At 39.9% G+C, this 17,015-nt stretch carries 22 protein-coding genes; 9 read left to right on the top strand and 13 right to left on the bottom strand.

Annotated elements, in window-relative coordinates; translation table 11 throughout:
* Positions 1–93: 93 nt before the first annotated feature.
* The 5 genes from ASG14_RS09415 to ASG14_RS09395 all read right to left on the bottom strand — a co-directional run bounded on the left by ASG14_RS09415 (position 94) and on the right by ASG14_RS09395 (position 3,658).
* Positions 94–471 (bottom strand): SPW repeat protein, encoded by a 378-nt coding sequence (locus tag ASG14_RS09415; RefSeq protein WP_162238726.1) that lies wholly within the window; start codon positions 469–471, stop codon positions 94–96.
* 77 nt (positions 472–548) lie between these two features.
* Entirely contained in the window at positions 549–746 is a 198-nt protein-coding gene (locus ASG14_RS09410; protein ID WP_157274886.1) for a hypothetical protein, read from the bottom strand.
* A 246-nt stretch (positions 747–992) separates the two neighbouring features.
* A complete protein-coding gene (locus ASG14_RS09405) occupies positions 993–2,024 on the bottom strand; it encodes a Gfo/Idh/MocA family protein (protein WP_056870797.1) in 1,032 nt (343 codons plus the stop codon).
* 157 nt (positions 2,025–2,181) lie between these two features.
* Positions 2,182–2,973: a molybdopterin-dependent oxidoreductase gene (locus tag ASG14_RS09400; protein ID WP_056870796.1), complete on the bottom strand. Its 792-nt coding sequence runs from the start codon at positions 2,971–2,973 to the stop codon at positions 2,182–2,184.
* Positions 2,957–3,658 (bottom strand): cytochrome b/b6 domain-containing protein, encoded by a 702-nt coding sequence (locus tag ASG14_RS09395; RefSeq protein ID WP_082491490.1) that lies wholly within the window; start codon positions 3,656–3,658, stop codon positions 2,957–2,959. The genes ASG14_RS09400 and ASG14_RS09395 overlap by 17 nt, the downstream gene beginning before the upstream one ends.
* A gap of 210 nt (positions 3,659–3,868) precedes the next feature.
* Here ASG14_RS09395 and ASG14_RS09390 point away from each other — a divergent pair, with 210 nt between their 5' ends.
* The 4 genes from ASG14_RS09390 to ASG14_RS09375 all read left to right on the top strand — a co-directional run bounded on the left by ASG14_RS09390 (position 3,869) and on the right by ASG14_RS09375 (position 5,671).
* Positions 3,869–4,462 (top strand): sigma-70 family RNA polymerase sigma factor, encoded by a 594-nt coding sequence (locus ASG14_RS09390; protein ID WP_056870795.1) that lies wholly within the window; start codon positions 3,869–3,871, stop codon positions 4,460–4,462.
* Positions 4,438–4,731 (top strand): hypothetical protein, encoded by a 294-nt coding sequence (locus ASG14_RS09385; protein WP_235528550.1) that lies wholly within the window; start codon positions 4,438–4,440, stop codon positions 4,729–4,731. Before ASG14_RS09390 ends, ASG14_RS09385 begins: the two co-directional genes overlap by 25 nt.
* 58 nt (positions 4,732–4,789) lie before the next feature.
* Entirely contained in the window at positions 4,790–5,017 is a 228-nt protein-coding gene (locus tag ASG14_RS09380; protein ID WP_056870794.1) for a hypothetical protein, read from the top strand.
* 72 nt (positions 5,018–5,089) lie between these two features.
* Complete coding sequence (locus ASG14_RS09375; RefSeq protein WP_056870793.1) at positions 5,090–5,671, top strand: peroxiredoxin-like family protein; 582 nt, start codon at positions 5,090–5,092, stop codon at positions 5,669–5,671.
* Positions 5,672–5,707: 36 nt separating this feature from the next.
* Here the strand turns inward: ASG14_RS09375 and moaCB are convergent, their stop codons facing one another.
* From moaCB to ASG14_RS09335, 8 genes are read right to left on the bottom strand one after another with little or no spacing between them, the layout of a single operon-like run.
* Positions 5,708–6,616, bottom strand: coding sequence for a bifunctional molybdenum cofactor biosynthesis protein MoaC/MoaB (gene moaCB / locus ASG14_RS09370; protein WP_056870792.1), 909 nt, complete (start codon positions 6,614–6,616; stop codon positions 5,708–5,710).
* Between the two features lies 1 nt (position 6,617).
* Positions 6,618–7,061 (bottom strand): molybdenum cofactor biosynthesis protein MoaE, encoded by a 444-nt coding sequence (locus ASG14_RS09365; RefSeq protein ID WP_056870791.1) that lies wholly within the window; start codon positions 7,059–7,061, stop codon positions 6,618–6,620.
* 1 nt (position 7,062) lies between these two features.
* Positions 7,063–8,160, bottom strand: coding sequence for a ThiF family adenylyltransferase (locus ASG14_RS09360; protein WP_056870790.1), 1,098 nt, complete (start codon positions 8,158–8,160; stop codon positions 7,063–7,065).
* 1 nt (position 8,161) lies between these two features.
* A complete protein-coding gene (locus ASG14_RS09355; RefSeq protein WP_056870972.1) occupies positions 8,162–8,395 on the bottom strand; it encodes a MoaD/ThiS family protein in 234 nt (77 codons plus the stop codon).
* A gap of 11 nt (positions 8,396–8,406) precedes the next feature.
* Positions 8,407–9,579, bottom strand: a complete 1,173-nt coding sequence (gene glp / locus ASG14_RS09350) for a gephyrin-like molybdotransferase Glp (RefSeq protein ID WP_056870789.1) — start codon at positions 9,577–9,579, stop codon at positions 8,407–8,409.
* Positions 9,580–10,560: a GTP 3',8-cyclase MoaA gene (gene moaA / locus ASG14_RS09345; protein WP_056870788.1), complete on the bottom strand. Its 981-nt coding sequence runs from the start codon at positions 10,558–10,560 to the stop codon at positions 9,580–9,582. It lies immediately after the preceding gene.
* Complete coding sequence (locus tag ASG14_RS09340; protein ID WP_056870787.1) at positions 10,557–11,147, bottom strand: NTP transferase domain-containing protein; 591 nt, start codon at positions 11,145–11,147, stop codon at positions 10,557–10,559. Before ASG14_RS09340 ends, moaA begins: the two co-directional genes overlap by 4 nt.
* Complete coding sequence (locus ASG14_RS09335; protein ID WP_056870786.1) at positions 11,147–12,256, bottom strand: XdhC family protein; 1,110 nt, start codon at positions 12,254–12,256, stop codon at positions 11,147–11,149. The genes ASG14_RS09340 and ASG14_RS09335 overlap by 1 nt, the downstream gene beginning before the upstream one ends.
* A gap of 272 nt (positions 12,257–12,528) precedes the next feature.
* Here ASG14_RS09335 and ASG14_RS09330 point away from each other — a divergent pair, with 272 nt between their 5' ends.
* The 5 genes from ASG14_RS09330 (at position 12,529) to ASG14_RS09310 (ending at position 16,905) form a co-directional block, all read left to right on the top strand.
* On the top strand, positions 12,529–13,029 hold the full coding sequence (locus ASG14_RS09330) for a molybdopterin-dependent oxidoreductase (protein ID WP_056870785.1): 501 nt from the start codon (positions 12,529–12,531) through the stop codon (positions 13,027–13,029).
* A 22-nt stretch (positions 13,030–13,051) separates the two neighbouring features.
* Positions 13,052–13,822, top strand: a complete 771-nt coding sequence (gene modA / locus ASG14_RS09325) for a molybdate ABC transporter substrate-binding protein (protein WP_056870784.1) — start codon at positions 13,052–13,054, stop codon at positions 13,820–13,822.
* Positions 13,823–13,841: 19 nt separating this feature from the next.
* On the top strand, positions 13,842–14,507 hold the full coding sequence (gene modB, locus ASG14_RS09320) for a molybdate ABC transporter permease subunit (RefSeq protein WP_235528549.1): 666 nt from the start codon (positions 13,842–13,844) through the stop codon (positions 14,505–14,507).
* Positions 14,504–15,127 carry an ATP-binding cassette domain-containing protein gene (locus tag ASG14_RS09315; RefSeq protein WP_056870782.1) on the top strand — a complete coding sequence of 208 codons (624 nt, stop codon included), beginning with the start codon at positions 14,504–14,506 and terminating at the stop codon, positions 15,125–15,127. Before modB ends, ASG14_RS09315 begins: the two co-directional genes overlap by 4 nt.
* A gap of 143 nt (positions 15,128–15,270) precedes the next feature.
* Positions 15,271–16,905: an ABC-F family ATP-binding cassette domain-containing protein gene (locus ASG14_RS09310; RefSeq protein WP_056870781.1), complete on the top strand. Its 1,635-nt coding sequence runs from the start codon at positions 15,271–15,273 to the stop codon at positions 16,903–16,905.
* Positions 16,906–17,015 lie beyond the last annotated feature (110 nt).

Below are 17,015 nucleotides of genomic sequence, written 5' to 3'. Positions count from 1 at the left end.
CATTTTAGCCTTTTTATAGGCTATGAAAATAACATTATGGTTGGCGATAAAGTTTTGTGTTGACGCGAGACCCTAGTCAATCGCTAAAGATGACTACCCATTAAAATCTTCATTAATGTTGGTAATTAGTGAGTTACTTTCACTTACAAAGCCTGCTACGATGGCAAATACGCCCATTAAAACGTGTGGCCAAAACACCTGCTGGTAAAAATCAAAAAGCCAGGGCGAAATTGCGAGTGTGAGGCCGAGCGCCATATCCATATCGAGATGGAAAGCCATTGGGAGCCTTTTCCAAACGCCGACTTCATAGTTTGTGAAAAGAGAGATGATTAAAGTACTTAAAGCTGCGATGAAAAAACATGCGGCTGCTGGCGTTACGCTTGCAAATCCCAACAAAAAAGGCATCTCAAACATCACAGTTGTCCACACGTAATCGATTATTCCATGTAATTTTCTAGGTATGATACTCATAGTAAAAGTTGAAGTTTTTAATATTTTTTTTTTCGCATTTGATAAGAAATGCATTCAACATCAGCTTCTGGCTAAAATCATTTTTTGTCTAATTGTTGCGTGCTAACGGTCTCAACCGGATTCTGCTCGCTGGGCACAACATTGTCTCCATCCTCTTTTAGTCCGCCAAGTTGTCCACCGCTTACGTCCTCCTCTTCCTCACTAAAGGCTTGTAAGCCAATATTTGCGTTCTTAACTTCTTCGTGGTCGTCTGCACTTTGTTGATCCTTTTTCATATTCATGGCATCTTAATTTACTAATTAGAAAAACCTGATAAATGCCGTCATGTTTTAGCAGTTAGAACATCAGGTATTTATGCTGTGGTATCCGCGTATTTTAGTCGCTGCTTGCATGCGCTAAATTCTGGTTTGTTTTGAACCCAGGTTATTTCGAAGCAAGAAGTGCAATCTTCAGGCTTTCGAAAGCGTCTTCTACCGTTATTTTTAGTTGGTGATCCTGATTTTCGATTTTTTTTGTGATGTCTAGAATGATTGACTGAACACACTTTCCGTAAACTTCCCCTTGGTTTGATTAATTTCAAAAGTGCCTGAAACCATCTCGTCTACATCATAGGTTATTCCGCCACAATTAATCGAATTGTGTTCTTCAGGAACATCGGTATCACCCCAACCTTCTGGCCTCGAAACATCTCTTAACGAACTCAACGGACTTTCAACTGTGGCGTTCCAGCCCGGAATAGCACTCAATTTATTTTTAGTTTCGTCATTAACTAAAGCTTTTAAAGATCCTTTCATCGGCATCCAGCCTTCAATTTCTATCCTTGCAAGGTCAAAGGCCAGCTGTATCGTTGTTTGTTCAAATAAACCCGGACCAGAAAAGGCATGGTAATAGCTCGCAATCAAGCCCTCATCATATAAAACTAAAGCAGCTACGCGGTCGGTTTGCTGTTCATTCCGAGAACTTGAGGAACCATAAACTTCCTTATATTGCTGGTTTCCAATTGCATTAACGATGTCAAAGAAATGCACCCCGTGCTCTACCAGTATGCCGCCTGACAGCGCTTTGTTCCAAAACCAGTGGCCTGCCGGTAGGGCTTCATCTTGGGCATAATTATTTACAACGACTTGTCTGAGCTTGCCAAATGCATTATTCCGGCTTAATTCCATGAAAGACTGGATAATAGGATTGTAACGGATCATGTGGTCAACCGTTATTACCTTGCCGGTTTCTTTTTGAGTTTCTATAATTTGGTTGCCACCCTCTTCGGTAATTGCAACAGGTTTTTCGAGCAGCACATGTTTGCCCGCTTTCATTGCCTCGCAGGCCATTTCAGCGTGTAGCCCCGGTGGCGTAACAATGCTTACAATATCAATTTCAGGATCGTTTATTAATTCTCTCCAATTCGAATAAATTCTGCAGCTGTTAGCGCTCTCGAAACCTTTTCCAGATTCGGCAATTGCGATAACTTCTACTTCATCAAGCTTTGACCACCAATAATGTAAAAACCTGCCGAAGCCGCCATATCCAATAATTCCAATCTTGTATTTTCTCATCTTGTATTATTTTTGTAAACACCGATTTTATGCGTTACTTAAATAACATTGTCTGGAAAACCAAGGTTTAAAAAAGATTTAGATTATTAATTTTAGGCCGTGTTTGCTTGAAACATCCGATGGATATTTTTTTGAAGCAATTAAGCGAACGCTTTTTCTATAAGCCCGAATAGTAATCGTAGCCCTGCTCTGCCCAATAATCATGTGGGCGACTGTTGCTGAATGACATTAACCCGATTCTTTTCAAATTCTTGATGCCATACTTAACTGGAATGATTAATCTTAACGGTGCCCCGTGTGCGGCAGTTATTGGTTGTCCGTTCATTTCGTAAGCCAAAATGGTTTGCGGATGCAACACGCTGTCACGCTCCAAACCAACGTAATAAGCACCATTGGGCGTTTCGAGACCCATATAGTTGTTTTCTGCAAGACCATCAAGCTTAAAATGTGTTAAAAAATCGCTAAGTCGAACGCCTCCCCAATGTTGTATCTGATCCCAGCCTTCAACACATTTAAAATCAAAAATGAGCTCGGTTTTAGGCAAAGCTTTTATTTCTTCAATGCCTATTTTAATTGATTGCAACGGCGAGATTTTTACTTCGAGTTTCCAGTTTTTTTCGTCAAAACTTTCGTCGTCTTCTATGCCGATAAGGCTATTTATACGAACTTTTTTTGCTGCCCTTTCTTTTGGATAAGTTTTTGCCAGGTGGCCATTGCTAAAAAAGTTGCGAAAGAAAAGTTCGGTTTTATTTAAAGCCCTTCTCAATGGTGCTTTTGCGCCTCCGGTAACGCCAGGTATTTCTTCGGGCGAGTGCAGCAGCCACTTCCAGCCTGCGAATGCACCACCGCCCAAGGCAAGAAATGTTGTAAAGGAAATAAAATTCCGGCGCTTTATTTTCTGCTCAACAGTAAGCGGCATCTTTACCTTTTCTTTAATGGGTTTTTCCATCTTCAGTATTATTTTCTTCTGTAATTTTTGAACCATGATCCACAACTTCAAAGCCCGAAATAACCGAGCGGAAATTGTTCCATCCTGCAAGCGCAACCTGAACAATATGTATTAAAAAGAACAATACATATCCAATAGTGAGCGTAAAATGAATTATTCTTGCGAAGTGGTAGCCCCCGCAAAGCCAGCAAAGCCAATAAAATTGCACTGGTTTGTAAATGGCGAGTCCGGTTATAACAGAACCAAAACCCATAACTATAATTGCGCTGTATGCAATTCTTTGTGCTGCATTGTATTTATTTTGCGGCGGTACAGTTTTTCTAATATGCAAATCATGCAGCAAAACCAGCCACGCTTCTTTAAATGATTTTTTCTGCGGAATAAGTTCTCGCCACGCACCAGAAAAAATGGTGTAAATGATGTAAAGCAAGCCATTGATGAAAAAGAACCACATAAACAGGAAGTGATAAGCCATGCCTTCTGCCAAACGCTGTGGTACGTGAAAATAGTTGTAAAACCATTCCGGAAAAAACTTAATAAAGGTAACGCCGAATATCGAAATTCCATAGGCATCGTTCGCCCAGTAGATAAAAATCCCACTCCAAATCATAACAGAAAGCACCGGGAAATTTACCCAATGAGTCCATCGCATTAAAAAAGCATGTTTTTCCTTGATTTCTTTCATTGGTTTTTATTAGATGTACGGAATTTTATCTCTGGATTGCCACCGCAGACAGTTCAGGAAATTAATTGTTTGCTTAAACATCAGCGCCATTTTACGCCTTAGTCGCAGCCTTGGCAAACTCCTTACAAAAAACAAAATATATTGTAAGGTATTCAAGTTTGGTGCGACTAAAAGGGTTAAGCATTATATTTATACAATGTAATCAAAAAAATGGCTCAAGAAAAACAAGACTTCATTGCGGGCGATAAAAATATTAGCGATCCTGTAAATTGGGTTGACACCTATGCTGATTACCTTTATCATTTTGCGGTTTCAAAACTGAGGGACGAGGAAATTGCCAGAGATATAGTGCAGGATACTTTTTTAGCTGCATTGCAGCAACTAAAGGTTTTTAGGGGAGAAAGTAGCGAGAAAACATGGCTAACGGCGATATTGAGGAATAAGATTGCAGATTTTTACCGGAAACAGGCTTCGAAAGGCTTACGTGAAATAGCGCATTCTGAAAGAGAACAACAGGATTTCTTCGATAATGAAAACGGGCATTGGAATGCTTTACATGCGCCGAAAGCTTTCGGTGTTGAAACAGACAACCCTTTGATGATGAAGGAACTCGGCGCCATATTAGATGGTTGCCTTAAAAAATTGCCTCCATTATGGTTCTCGGTTTTTTCCATGAAACATATGGATGATTCAGCATCGGAAAAAATTTGCCTTGAATTAAAAATTACAGATGCCAATTTTTGGGTAATTATGCATCGCACAAAACTAAACCTGAGGGCATGCCTTCAAAAATATTGGAACTGATGATGACCGGAACACTTAAAAAAATAATGTACAATTGCCGGCAGGCAACTTTTTTAATAGAGAAAAAAATGTTTGGGAAAATTTCTGCCGCAGAAAATCTACAGTTGCAGATACACCTTGCCGGATGTTCTGTTTGCAAAACGTACCAACACCAAAGCATGTTGGTTAATCGCTTGATTGCTGGTTTTGAGGCTAATAATCTCAAGCTTGATGACCAGTTTAAAATAAGTCTGAAGGAGCGAATTGAAAGCGAAATGAATAAAAATTAAAGGATTTGTAAGGAGTTTTGATGTACGGCGACTAAGCTGGAAACAAAAACTCAGTAACATGAAAAATCAATTCCTAAAAGCTACCATGAAGCTTTTCTTCTCAGCTCTGGTTGTTTTATCCGTTTCTTTACCAAGTTTTGCTTATGGTCCACAGCAAGAAAAAATGTCGAAGATGAGCAAAGACAAAGTGGAGAAGAAGAAAATGGAGAAAGGCAAAATGTCGAAAATGAAAGCAGATTCGAGCAAAAAAAACAAACGCAGGGAAATCTGCGATGTCGAAAGATAAAATGTCGAAAAGTAAAATGTAAAACAGGCGTGGGATTGAAAAATAATCCCCCGCTAATTTTTAAAATATATTATGAAAAGAATTGTACTAATTATTACGCTTTTTACCGCAACGGTATTAAATGCAAATGCTCAAAAGGGATTATCGGCCGGAATAAATGCCCCGGCTTTTAGTGGTGTAGATCAAAATGGTAAAAAGATTACGCTAAAATCCTTGCTAAAGGAGCATAAATCTGTCGTGGTGTTTTTCTACCGTGGTCAGTGGTGTCCATATTGCAATAAACACGTTAAGGAACTACAGGATTCGTTGCAAATGCTTACCGCTAAAAATGCTTATGTTATTGGTGTTACGCCAGAAACGAGTGAAAATATTGCGAAAACAATAAAGAAAACCAGTGCAGGCTTTTCGATTATTCAAGATAAAAACGACGAGATTATGAAAGCCTACGGCGTAAATTTTACGATGGACGACGCAACATTTTCAAAGTACAAAGGCTACGGTATCGATTTAGAAGCGAACAATGGCAACACGCGGCACACGCTTCCTGTCCCTGCAACCTACATCATTAATCGTACTGGCAAGATAAAATTTGTGCATTTTGACCCTAATTATCAGAAGAGAGCATCTATACAATCTTTATTAAAAGAGCTTTAACAGTTAACACCTTGAGAAATCGCGGGTTACGAACGATTAATGTTTTTGGCCTTTATTAATTTTGAAGAGATGTAATATTTGTGGAAAAAGGGCGTCGATTGTTTCTTCGACGCCGTTTTTTGAGCCTGGCAGCGTTAAAATAAGTGTTCCGCCAATAAAACCTGCAACGCCTCTTGATAACATGGCAAATGGCATACGTTCCTGGCCATAACGCCTCGCGGTTTCCATAATTCCATCAATTTTTTTGTCGAGAAGTGGTAGGATGGCTTCGGGCGTAACATCGCGTGGCGATAAACCTGTTCCCCCGCTAAAAATTAAAAGTTGATGTTCAGCGCCAGCCAGCGCATTTGCCTGCTTTCGAATTTCTTCAACTTCATCAGCAACAATTACATACTTAAGGGTATCAATCCCGAACTGATCGAGTCGTGCAATTACGGCTTTGCCCGATTGGTCTTCGCTTCGTTTTTCAAAAACAGAATCAGAGCAAACTACAACGGCAGCTTTAAGTTCTGGAAACTTTTTATGCTTCAAATCCGATTTTCCTCCAGACTTTTCCAGCAGTTTTACATTTCTTATTTCGATGCCTTTGTCAATCGGCTTTAGCATATCGTACATCGTTAATGCAGTAACCGAAGCGCCATGCATCGCCTCAACCTCAACTCCGGTTTTATAAATGGTATGCACTTCAACGAAAATTTGTATTTCTAAGCCGTTGATTTCGAATGTAATGCCTGTGTATTCTATAGGCAGGGGATGGCAATCTGGAATAACATCACTTGTTTTTTTTACCGCGAACAAGCCGGCCGCCCGGGCAAATTCGAACACATCGCCCTTAGGCACGGTTCTGTTAACAACCGCATCAATTGTTTCCTGTTTAGAAACGGATAAAGCTGCACTTGCAATTGCTTTGCGTAAGGTATTGGATTTTTTAGTGATGTTTACCATATTAAATGTTTTCCTTCCATTGATGCGATGAATCTGCAAAGATCTCTTTTCCCCAAATCGGCAGTTCGGCCTTAATTCTTTCTACAAGCTCGTTACAGGCATCAATTGCAGGTTTTCTGTGTTTTGATGAGGTGAATACAAAAAGGCAAATTTCGCCGGCCGTAATTTCGCCCAAACTGTGGTGTATGTGCATGCAACTGAGCGGATATTTGCTAAAAATTTCCTCCCTGATTTCGTGCATCTTATTTAAGGCCAGTGCTTCGTACGCGGTGTAATCTATTGCAGAAACCAGCTTTCCGTCTATTTCGTCCATCCGCACCTGGCCCATAAAAATGCTGTGACCACCAATACCTGTTTTAGAGCCGTGATTGGCGATACTCTTCGCAATGAAATCGGGCGTTATTGGCCCGGCTACAAATATGTTTTTAATTTTTTTTTCGCTCATCTTACTGGTTTAAAAAATAATTCCGCCATTTGGCAATGCCGCCTTTTAGGCTGAATATGTTTTTTGTTCCTTTATATTTTTGATGTAGGATTTCTGCTGCGCCTATACTGCGTACACCATGTTGGCAAATTAAAACAATGTTTTCTTCATTGATAACGGATGTTGCAAAGCTTTCGAACTCTGACATCGGTATTTGCCTGTACACACTAGTATTTAACCGCGGAAATTCGTGTCGCTCGCGAACATCGATTACCAAAGTTGAGGGACGAGTACGCAAAGCATTCATCTCATCCACATCGATCTCAATATAATTTTCGGTTAACTTAGGTTTGTGCACTTCGATAAAATCGGCTTCGGAGTTCATCTTTCTATATTCATCGGAGGGTGAAATCGTAATTTCATATTGTTGTTGAGTGAGCATGTTGTAATGAACCAGTCGGTTCGCCAGAGGTTTCCCAATTCCGGTAATTATTTTGATGATTTCGCCGGCAGCCATGGTGCCGATAACACCAGGAACTATGCCAAGAACCCCGTTTTCTGCACAATTTGGAATTTCTCCAGCCTTTGGCGGTACTGGGAATAAATCGCGGTAATTGGTATTAATTCCTCGTTCATCATCTAAGTTAAAAACAGCTAACTGCCCTTCAAAACCCGAAACAGCTGCAAACACCAAAGGCTTTTTTAATGCTGTGCAGGAATCGTTTATAATGTATCTGGATTCGAAATTATCCGTTCCATCAAATACTAAATCATATTTACTTATAATTTCCAGTGCATTTAATTTGTCGATTGAAATGGGGTAGAAATCAACTTTTACATCGGGGTTAAGTTGCTTAATCCGGTTGGCTGCTACATCAACCTTCAATAATCCGACATCCGCCAGGCCAAACAATACCTGCCGGTGAAGGTTGGAAATTTCTACAACATCATGGTCTGCAATGCCAATACAACCCACGCCGGCCGCGGCCAGATACTGCAGGGCAGGGCAACCCAAACCACCTGCACCAACGACCAGTATTTTTGCTTTGCTAAGCTTTTTCTGTGCCTCGTTGCCGAAACCCTTCAAAATAATTTGCCTTTGATATCTGTCTGTATTCATTTTAACCTCCCGAAAATGGTGGCATTATCGCAATGCAGTCGTGGTTTTTAAGTTGAGCATTTTGCTGGACAATGTTTTTATTTAAAGCCAGTTTGTATTTCATTTCTTTCAGGGCTGGATATTTTTTCTCCAGATATTGTTGCAGTTCATCAGTATTGCCAACGCCTTCAATTTCGATGGTTTGATTATCCATCAATTCCGAAATTTTTCCAAAGCTGATTATTTCTATATGCATTTTTTCTATTTTCAAATCAAGATTACGGTTACAACATCGCCGGCATTAAAACTTTCTTGTGCTTCGCGAAGCTCAATTAAACAATTTGCTATGGCAAACGAACTTAAGCGATAGGATTCTTGTGCAGCCAGGGGCGTTGCTTTACCATCGCGATAATTTCCTTTTAAGAAATGAGTTAGGCCACCGGGTTTTTTGTAATCATGAGTTAACACTGCTTTAATTTCCTTCAAATGAACTGCCTTACCCGAAAGCTTTTTTATCGCCGGTACCAGGTAGTTATAATAGCAATTTAGCACCGAAGACGGATTTCCGGGTAAACCAAAAACAATTTTCTGCGCTTGCCTGCCGAAAAATAAAGGTTTGCCCGGCTTTTGTTTCACTTTATGAAATAGTTGTTCTACTCCACAAGCTACCGAAGCCTGGAGAACAAAATCATAATCGCCCACGCTTACACCGCCGGTCAGCAATACAACATCACTAGCTTGTAAAGCTTTTTCAAACACATCAGTAAGTTTTTCTAAAGAATCTTCGGCATTTAAAATTTCGATATCCGTAATGCCTTCGTTCTTCAACGCAGCCGAAAGCGAGTAAGAGTTCGATTCGTAAACCTGACCGAATTTTAGTGGTCGTCCGGGTTTTTGCAACTCATTACCTGTTAGAATTATGGAAATTTTCGGCATTGGGAAAACCGTTACTTCATAAATTCCGATACCTGCTAAAAATGCCAATGCCGCTGGGCTGAGCACATTCCCTTTTTCAATGGCGAGTTCACCTGCTTTAATTTCTGCACCAACCGGCCGAACATTGGCGCCAGATGTGAGTTTTTCATCATTTACCTGGATTTTATTTCCAGTTTTGATAACTTTTTCCTGCATGATAACCGTGTCTGCGCCCTCAGGGAGTGGAGCTCCCGTAAAAATCCGGATGGCCTCGCCAGGTTTTAAAGACAGCATTTTTTCCGTTCCGGCGGCCATTTCTCCAACCAAATCGAGTTCAATTTTTGTACTTTCAAAGCTAATAGCGTAGCCATCCATAGACGATTGCCTGAAAGCCGGAATGTCATAAGCCCCGTACACATCTTCTGCAAGAACATGATTTGAAGCCTGACTGAGGGCTTTCACAATTGGTTTTAAATGCGGCGTATGCTCATTAATAAGCTTTTTTGCTTCTTCAACACTTATCATTTATCCTCCGATTGTGATCATGCTACGGTTTTTAATTGCTTCTGTATCAAGGTTTTCAAAATTCGCAACTAATTGTCCGCCGAGTTCTTTTTTCTTGCTCCATATTGAAGACATGATTAATGGAAGCACATCTTCTTTGTTTCTCAATGCGTGGAGCAAATCGGTTTCCCCATCGGAGAAAAGGCAGTTTTTTAACTTTCCATCGGCAGTTAAACGCATGCGGTTGCAAGTGCTGCAAAATGGGGCAGTCATGGTGCTTATTATTGCGAAAGAACCCTCGTGACCAGGAATCATAAAATGTTTCGCGGTATCGTTAGGAGAAGATTCTACAGGTAAAACCACAAAGCTTTTTTCTACAACGTCTAAAATTTCCTGCAATGAAAACATCTTGTTGCTTGTCCACTTATTTCCTGTAAAAGGCATAAATTCTATAAACCTAATCTGAATTGGATTATGTTTAGTCCAATTGATAAAGTCTTTAATTTCACCATCATTGAGGCCTTTCATCACTACCATGTTTATTTTTACGACTATTTTGTGCTGTAATAATAATTCTATATTGCTTCTTACCTGATGGAAAACATCGCGTCTGGTAATCATAAAGAATTTTTCAGGCTGGAGGGTATCCAGGCTGATATTTACCGTTTTAATGCCTGCTTCAATTAGCACTGGCAACATTTCTGCAATGCGGGTTCCGTTGGTGGTTATTACAAGCTCAACAGGAAGTTTTCCGAGTGCCGAGATTATTTCCGCGGCATCTTTTCGCACAAGTGGTTCTCCGCCGGTTAAACGAATCTTTTTTACCCCTTGTTCTACAAAAATCTTTGCAAGTGCAAGCACCTCAGCAGGCTGCATTAATCTTGAGGCTGGCGTAAAATCATATTCTTCTTCCGGCATGCAATAAAAACAGCGGAAATTGCAATTATCAGTTAATGATATCCGCAAATAATCATGCACTCTTCCAAACGAATCTGCTATCATTTATTGTTGATTAAATTGTTATAATCTGTTTCTGTATCAATGTCAACCGCACCTAAATCGAAAGGAATTGTAACAATATCATTCAGATTACGTTTTATTATACTTTTTGCACCATCCGAACCTTTTAAGTTGAGCAGTTCTTCGAAGTGTGTTCTATCAAATAAAGTAGGCGTTCCCTTTGTATGCAAATAGGCAGAAGCAATAATGCTACTATCGGTTTGCTGCTTTGTACTAACTAACTGCTCAAATATTGCTGCGTTCAGGTAAACCTGGTCGGCAACGGCCAAAATTACACTTTCGAGTTCAGCATTAGCCTTCAACGCCTCCTGTAAGCCAATTGAAATACTGGAAGACATTCCGTTTTCCCAGTTTTCATTCAATACAAATATAACGTCAGTTTCTATGGTCGCCGCCTTAATTTCGTTTTCGTAAGCACCAAGTACAACAATTATTGGCCTGAATTGTGTTTTCAGTGCTTCAGAAATGACATTATTCAGCAAAGTATTTCTGCCAAAAGTAAGCAGTTGTTTGGGTTTACCGAGCCGGGCAGAATTACCTGCCGCCAATATAATGATTGCTACACCCATTAATTCTGTTTCAAATCATAGATATGAATCGGACTTTTCTTCTCTTTGAGCATTCCTGCCGAAGCGCCTGTAAGCACTGCCTTAATTTCAGCAATAATGGAAATCGCGATTTCTTCGGCAGTTTCTGCGCCTATGTCTAATCCAATTGGTCCATGTACCCTAAATTCCTCTTCAACTTTATTAAGTTCCTCAAGCATTCTGATTAGCTTCTTTTTTGGGCCGAGCGTGCCAATGTACGGTGCATTAGTTTCCAGAAGTAACTTTAAAAGCGCTAAATCATAATTATAATTGTGCGTCATAAGTACGAAAGCGGTTTGTCCGTCCATTTCTATTTGTGGTAAAAGTTGCTCTGGTTTGACCACTAAAACTTGTTTTGCTTTAGGGAATCTTTGAGTTGAGCAATGTGTCTGTCGTCCGTCGGCTACAATCACTTCCCATCCTAATATATTCCCCATTTCGGCTAATGGTTGTGCATCGTTTCCTGCACCTGCAATAATAAGCTGAACAGGAGGAGGGACAAATTCAAGAAAGGCATCAAACTCATTTCCAGCGATTGAATAATTTTCGAACCGTGATATCTGTAGTTTCAAGACATCAAATGAATCATTTTTTACGGCTCCCGAAATTTCGGCAGGCAGTTTTTCCAGGCACCCATTTTCTCTAAATAATAGTGCAGTTCCCGGCTGCTCTTTTTGTTCAATGGAAAATAATGTCGCTACTACACAATTTTCCCTTCTACCGTTTGCGGCTTTCAAAACTTCGATGGGATTTATAGCCTCTTCGTTAAAAATTGGTTCGAAAAGAATGTGTACAATGCCATTGCAGCCCAGTTGAACACCAAATTTCGCATCATCTTCATCGGTTGTGTCGTAAGTAACGAGTTTATTTTTTCCCTGATGGATTGCAGACAATGCTTTCCGAAGTGCGTCGCCTTCCAAACATCCACCGCTTATTGCACCGGTTAAATTGCCATCGTCGGTGATAAGCATTCTTGCTCCCGGACGCCTGTAAGATGAACCTTCGACCTTTACAACGGTAGCCAGGGCCGCTTTTCGGTTTTCTTTAATGGCGTTTTTATTAGCGAGAATGATGTCTGCAATTTCTTTCATAGGGTAGTGTAAACGGGAAAAATAAATGCTCCGGTTAAAATTAACGTAAATAGTGCCGAAATCAAAGGTTGTTGTCTAATTTGTATCGATATAACAGGTTGCTTTATTGTAGTGTTTTAAATTCAATGCACTCCCGAATATAACACAACTAAAACTGGAATAGCCGGCCCAAAGTTAAAGCAAGAAAAAAAAGATTGTACCGCATGCTTTATTTTCCTTACAGATTTTACCTTTGCAAGGAAGCATATCTCAAATCTCCTCAATAATTCAACATGAAAAACCATTTCTCCTCTGCGATTATTACGCTATTCCTTATTTTGGGCACGGTTTCTATTGCCGTTGCACAAGAAAAAGGCAAAGTAAAAATTAGTGGGGCGCTTTCAAAACCGCTTTCTTTAGATCAGGCCGATTTAAAAAAAATGCCAAGAATAACGGTTATCAGGAAGGATAAAAATAATAAAGAACACCAATATTCAGGAGTTTTGCTCTCTGCGTTACTATCTGCAGCCGGGGCAAGCACAGGAAAGGAACTTCATGGGGAAAACCTGAAAAAATATGTTATCGCAACGGCCAGTGATGGTTATCAGGTTGTTTTTGCGCTTGCCGAGTTAGATTCTGACTTCACCGATAATAAAATTATACTCGCTGATACGATTGATGATGTGCCGCTCGAAACTTCTGAGGGACCCTTTAAAATTGTAGTGCAAAATGATAAAAGGGCGGCCAGGTGCATGAGGCAGGTTGTTAGCATGAAAATAGCCATCGCGAAATAACATAACCACAAATTTTATTGCCATGATAAAATTAAAATATCTTTGTTTCAGTATTTTTACGCTGGCTTTAATTACTGCAAGTTTTGATTCAGCTGCTCAGAAACTGCGTATCGCGGTAGCTGCTAATGCGCAGGGCGTAATTAAAAAATTGCAAGCCGATTTTAGAAAAAGAACCGGCATAGAAACTGAAGCAATTACTGGCGCATCGGGAAAACTAACGGCCCAAATTATGAATGGAGCACCTTACGAGGTCTTTTTATCAGCTGATAATGAATTTCCGAAGAAACTGTACAGTGAGGGATTGGGCGTTGCGAAGCCTAAAATTTATGCGTTAGGTAGTTTAATAGTTTGTGGTTTTGCCGGCGGCGATTTTAAAAAATGGCAAACAATGTTGGCGACTGAAGGGGTGAAAACAATTGCCATAGCAAACCCAAAAACTGCACCATATGGCAAGGCTGCAGCAGAAGCTTTAAAATATTACGGTTTGGACAACAAGGTTAATAAAAAGCTCGTATTCGGAGAAAGTATTGCTCAGGTAAATAACTACCTGCAAACGAAGGTTGCCGACATCGCTTTTACAACAGAATCGTTTCTATACGAAAAAACTGGTAAATCCGGGTTTCAATGGGCGAGGGTTGAGGCCAAAAGTTACAATGTAATTGAGCAGGGAGTTATCTTACTAAAATCAAGCGAAAAATCGGGCAATAGTCATGCAAAGAAATTTTACGATTATCTATCCTCAGCATCCGCACGAAAAATCATTTCGAATAATGGTTATCACCTTCCAAAATAATAACAGTTAACAGATGGAAATGGAGCCGATTTGGCTGAGCATTAAGCTTGCCACGATAACAACAATTTTTTTACTTTTTATCGGGATACCAGTTGCTTACTGGCTGTCGCGTAAACAAAATATTTTTAAGCTGATTATTGAGGCATTTATAACCATGCCGCTGGTTTTGCCACCATCAGTACTTGGTTTTTATCTGCTAATCGCGTTTAGTCCGAACAATGCATTCGGCATCTGGTTGCATCAGCATTTCAACCTGCAGCTCGTTTTCTCTTTTAAAGGCCTTATACTGGCATCGATTATTTATAGCCTTCCATTTATGGTCAGTCCGCTAAAGGCAGCCTTTTCTCACCTGCCAAAATCTATGTCAGAAGCGTCTTATGTTATGGGCAAATCCAAAATGAAAACCTTTTTTTACGTGCTTTTGCCAAACATTAAACCCGCTGTATTTACTGCCGCGGTACTTACTTTTGCGCACACGCTGGGAGAATTTGGCGTTGTTTTAATGATAGGTGGAAACATTCCGGGAGAAACAAAAGTAGCTTCTATAGCAATTTACGATGCCGTTGAAACGTTGGATTACAGCGCAGCCAACGCTTATGCGCTTATTCTTTTTGCAATAACTTTTATCATTGTAATTGGTGTTTTTGTGCTCAACAGAAATGCTGTTAAAAGTCCCTTCGAATGATAAATATTAATATCGAAAAACAGATCGGCGGTAGGTATGGTGGTTTCAGGCTTAAGGTAGATACGGCTTTCCGGCTAAATACCATTACACAAATCTCTGGCCCTTCAGGGATAGGCAAAACAACCTTATTAAAAATTATTGCCGGTTTAACCACCCCGGATAACGGAACGCTTTCAGTTGATGAAGAAGTTTGGTTTGATAAAGAAAAACAATTCTCGAAAAGAGTTCAGGAACGTGAGGTTGGTTTTGTATTTCAGGATTATGCGCTTTTCTCGAATATGACGGTTGAGCAGCATCTTAAATTTGGTACGAATGATGCCTCATACATGAGTAGTTTACTTGAACTTGGTGAAATGAACCAGTTCAGAAAGCGGTATCCAAAACAACTTTCCGGCGGGCAGCAACAACGTTTGGCCATACTCAGGGCCTTATCTACAAAACCCCGTTTTTTATTGTTGGATGAACCTTTTACAGCGCTTGATTCTGAATTGAAATTACGGATTACAACGCGGTTGAAAAGCCTGTTCGAGGAACAAAAAACGACGGTCATTTTGGTAAGTCATTTGCCCAATGAGTTCGGTAAAGGCGACTGCCATGTGTTTGCACTTTCCGGAAGCTAAGGTGATATAAGTTATGCTCAACAAAAAACAACTCTGAAAAAAGCGCTGAAATTTGAGCTTTTGCAAATAGAATAGCTTTCCTTTCAATCGGTATTTTATGCAAATTCTGCTATCTTTGCGGCTCAATTAAATATACTCATTTAGTGGTTAATGTAAATAATATTTCAGTTTCGTTTGGCGGAACTACGCTCTTCAGCGACGTAACTTTTTCTATAAACGAAAATGATAAAATTGCCCTGATGGGTAAAAACGGGGCAGGCAAATCAACCATGCTAAAAATTATTGCCGGTGCTACCAAACCAACTTCCGGCAATGTTACCGGCCCGAAAGAAGCTGTAATTGCCTATCTGCCTCAGCATTTGCTTACACAAGATAATGTTACTGTTTTTGAGGAAACAATGAAGGCATTTGAAGAGGTAAACCTGATGCAGAAAGCATTAGACGAACTGAATGAACAGCTTACCATCCGTACCGATTATGAAACGGACGACTACATGAAGCTTATTGAACGGGTATCGGAACTGAGTGAGAAATTTTACTCGATTGAGGAAATAAATTATGATGCAGAGGTAGAAAAAGTATTGAAAGGCCTAGGTTTCGAACGAAAAGATTTTACCAGGCAAACTTCCGAGTTTTCTGGAGGTTGGCGCATGAGGATTGAACTCGCAAAAATTCTGCTAAAAAAGCCCGATTTGATTTTACTTGATGAGCCAACCAACCATATGGATATCGAAAGTATACAATGGCTGGAAGATTTTCTCGTTAATTCGGCAAAAGCGGTTATGGTTATCTCACACGACCGTGCTTTTGTAGATAACATTACTAACCGCACCATAGAAGTTACTATGGGCAGAATTTATGATTACAAAGCGAAATACAGCCATTATCTTCAACTACGTGCAGATCGCAGATTACACCAGTTAAAGGCCTATGAAGAGCAGCAACGTTTTATTGCAGATAATCAGGAATTTATAGACAGATTCAGAGGTACTTATTCCAAAACTTTGCAAGTACAATCGCGGGTAAAGATGCTGGAAAAACTTGAGGTAATCGAAATTGATGAAGTGGATACATCGGCATTGCGTTTAAAATTTCCACCATCTCCACGCTCTGGTCAATATCCGGTAATGGTAGAAGAACTTACAAAAACGTATGGCAACCATACGGTTTTTGAGAAAGCATCGATGGTAATTGAGAGAGGGGAAAAAGTAGCTTTTGTGGGTAAGAACGGCGAAGGAAAATCGACAATGATAAAAGCCATAATGGGCGAAATTGACTTTGAAGGAGGATTGAAAGTTGGTCACAATGCTAAAATCGGCTATTTCGCTCAAAATCAAGCTGCTTTACTCGATGAAAGTTTGACGGTTTTCGAAACCATAGACCAAATTCCACTAAGCGATGGCACGATTAAAATTAAGGATTTGTTAGGTGCTTTTATGTTTAGCGGCGATGATACAACCAAGAAAGTAAAGGTGTTATCTGGTGGCGAAAAAACACGTTTGGCAATGATAAAGTTGCTGTTAGAACCCGTTAATGTGTTAATTCTGGATGAGCCGACGAACCATTTAGACATGAAAACTAAAGATATTATTAAGGATGCACTGAAAGATTTCGACGGTACACTGATTCTTGTTTCGCACGATAGGGATTTCCTTGATGGCCTGGCTCAAAAAGTATTTGAATTTGGAAATAAACGCGTTCGCGAACATTTCGAAGACATTAAAGGTTTTCTCGCTTATAAAAAGATGAATAGCCTTAAAGAAATTGAGCAAAGTTAGGTGTAAAGGCGGAAATTAATGTAACGACAATAACAATCGTTTATGGTGATTCGACTATTGTGGTTTCTCTATGCCGAGAAGAAAATATTCCAGAATAATAGGACTGTTAA

The organism is Pedobacter sp. Leaf194 (assembly GCF_001423945.1).
Classification (GTDB): domain Bacteria; phylum Bacteroidota; class Bacteroidia; order Sphingobacteriales; family Sphingobacteriaceae; genus Pedobacter.
This window is presented reverse-complemented; position numbering and strand designations above follow the sequence as displayed.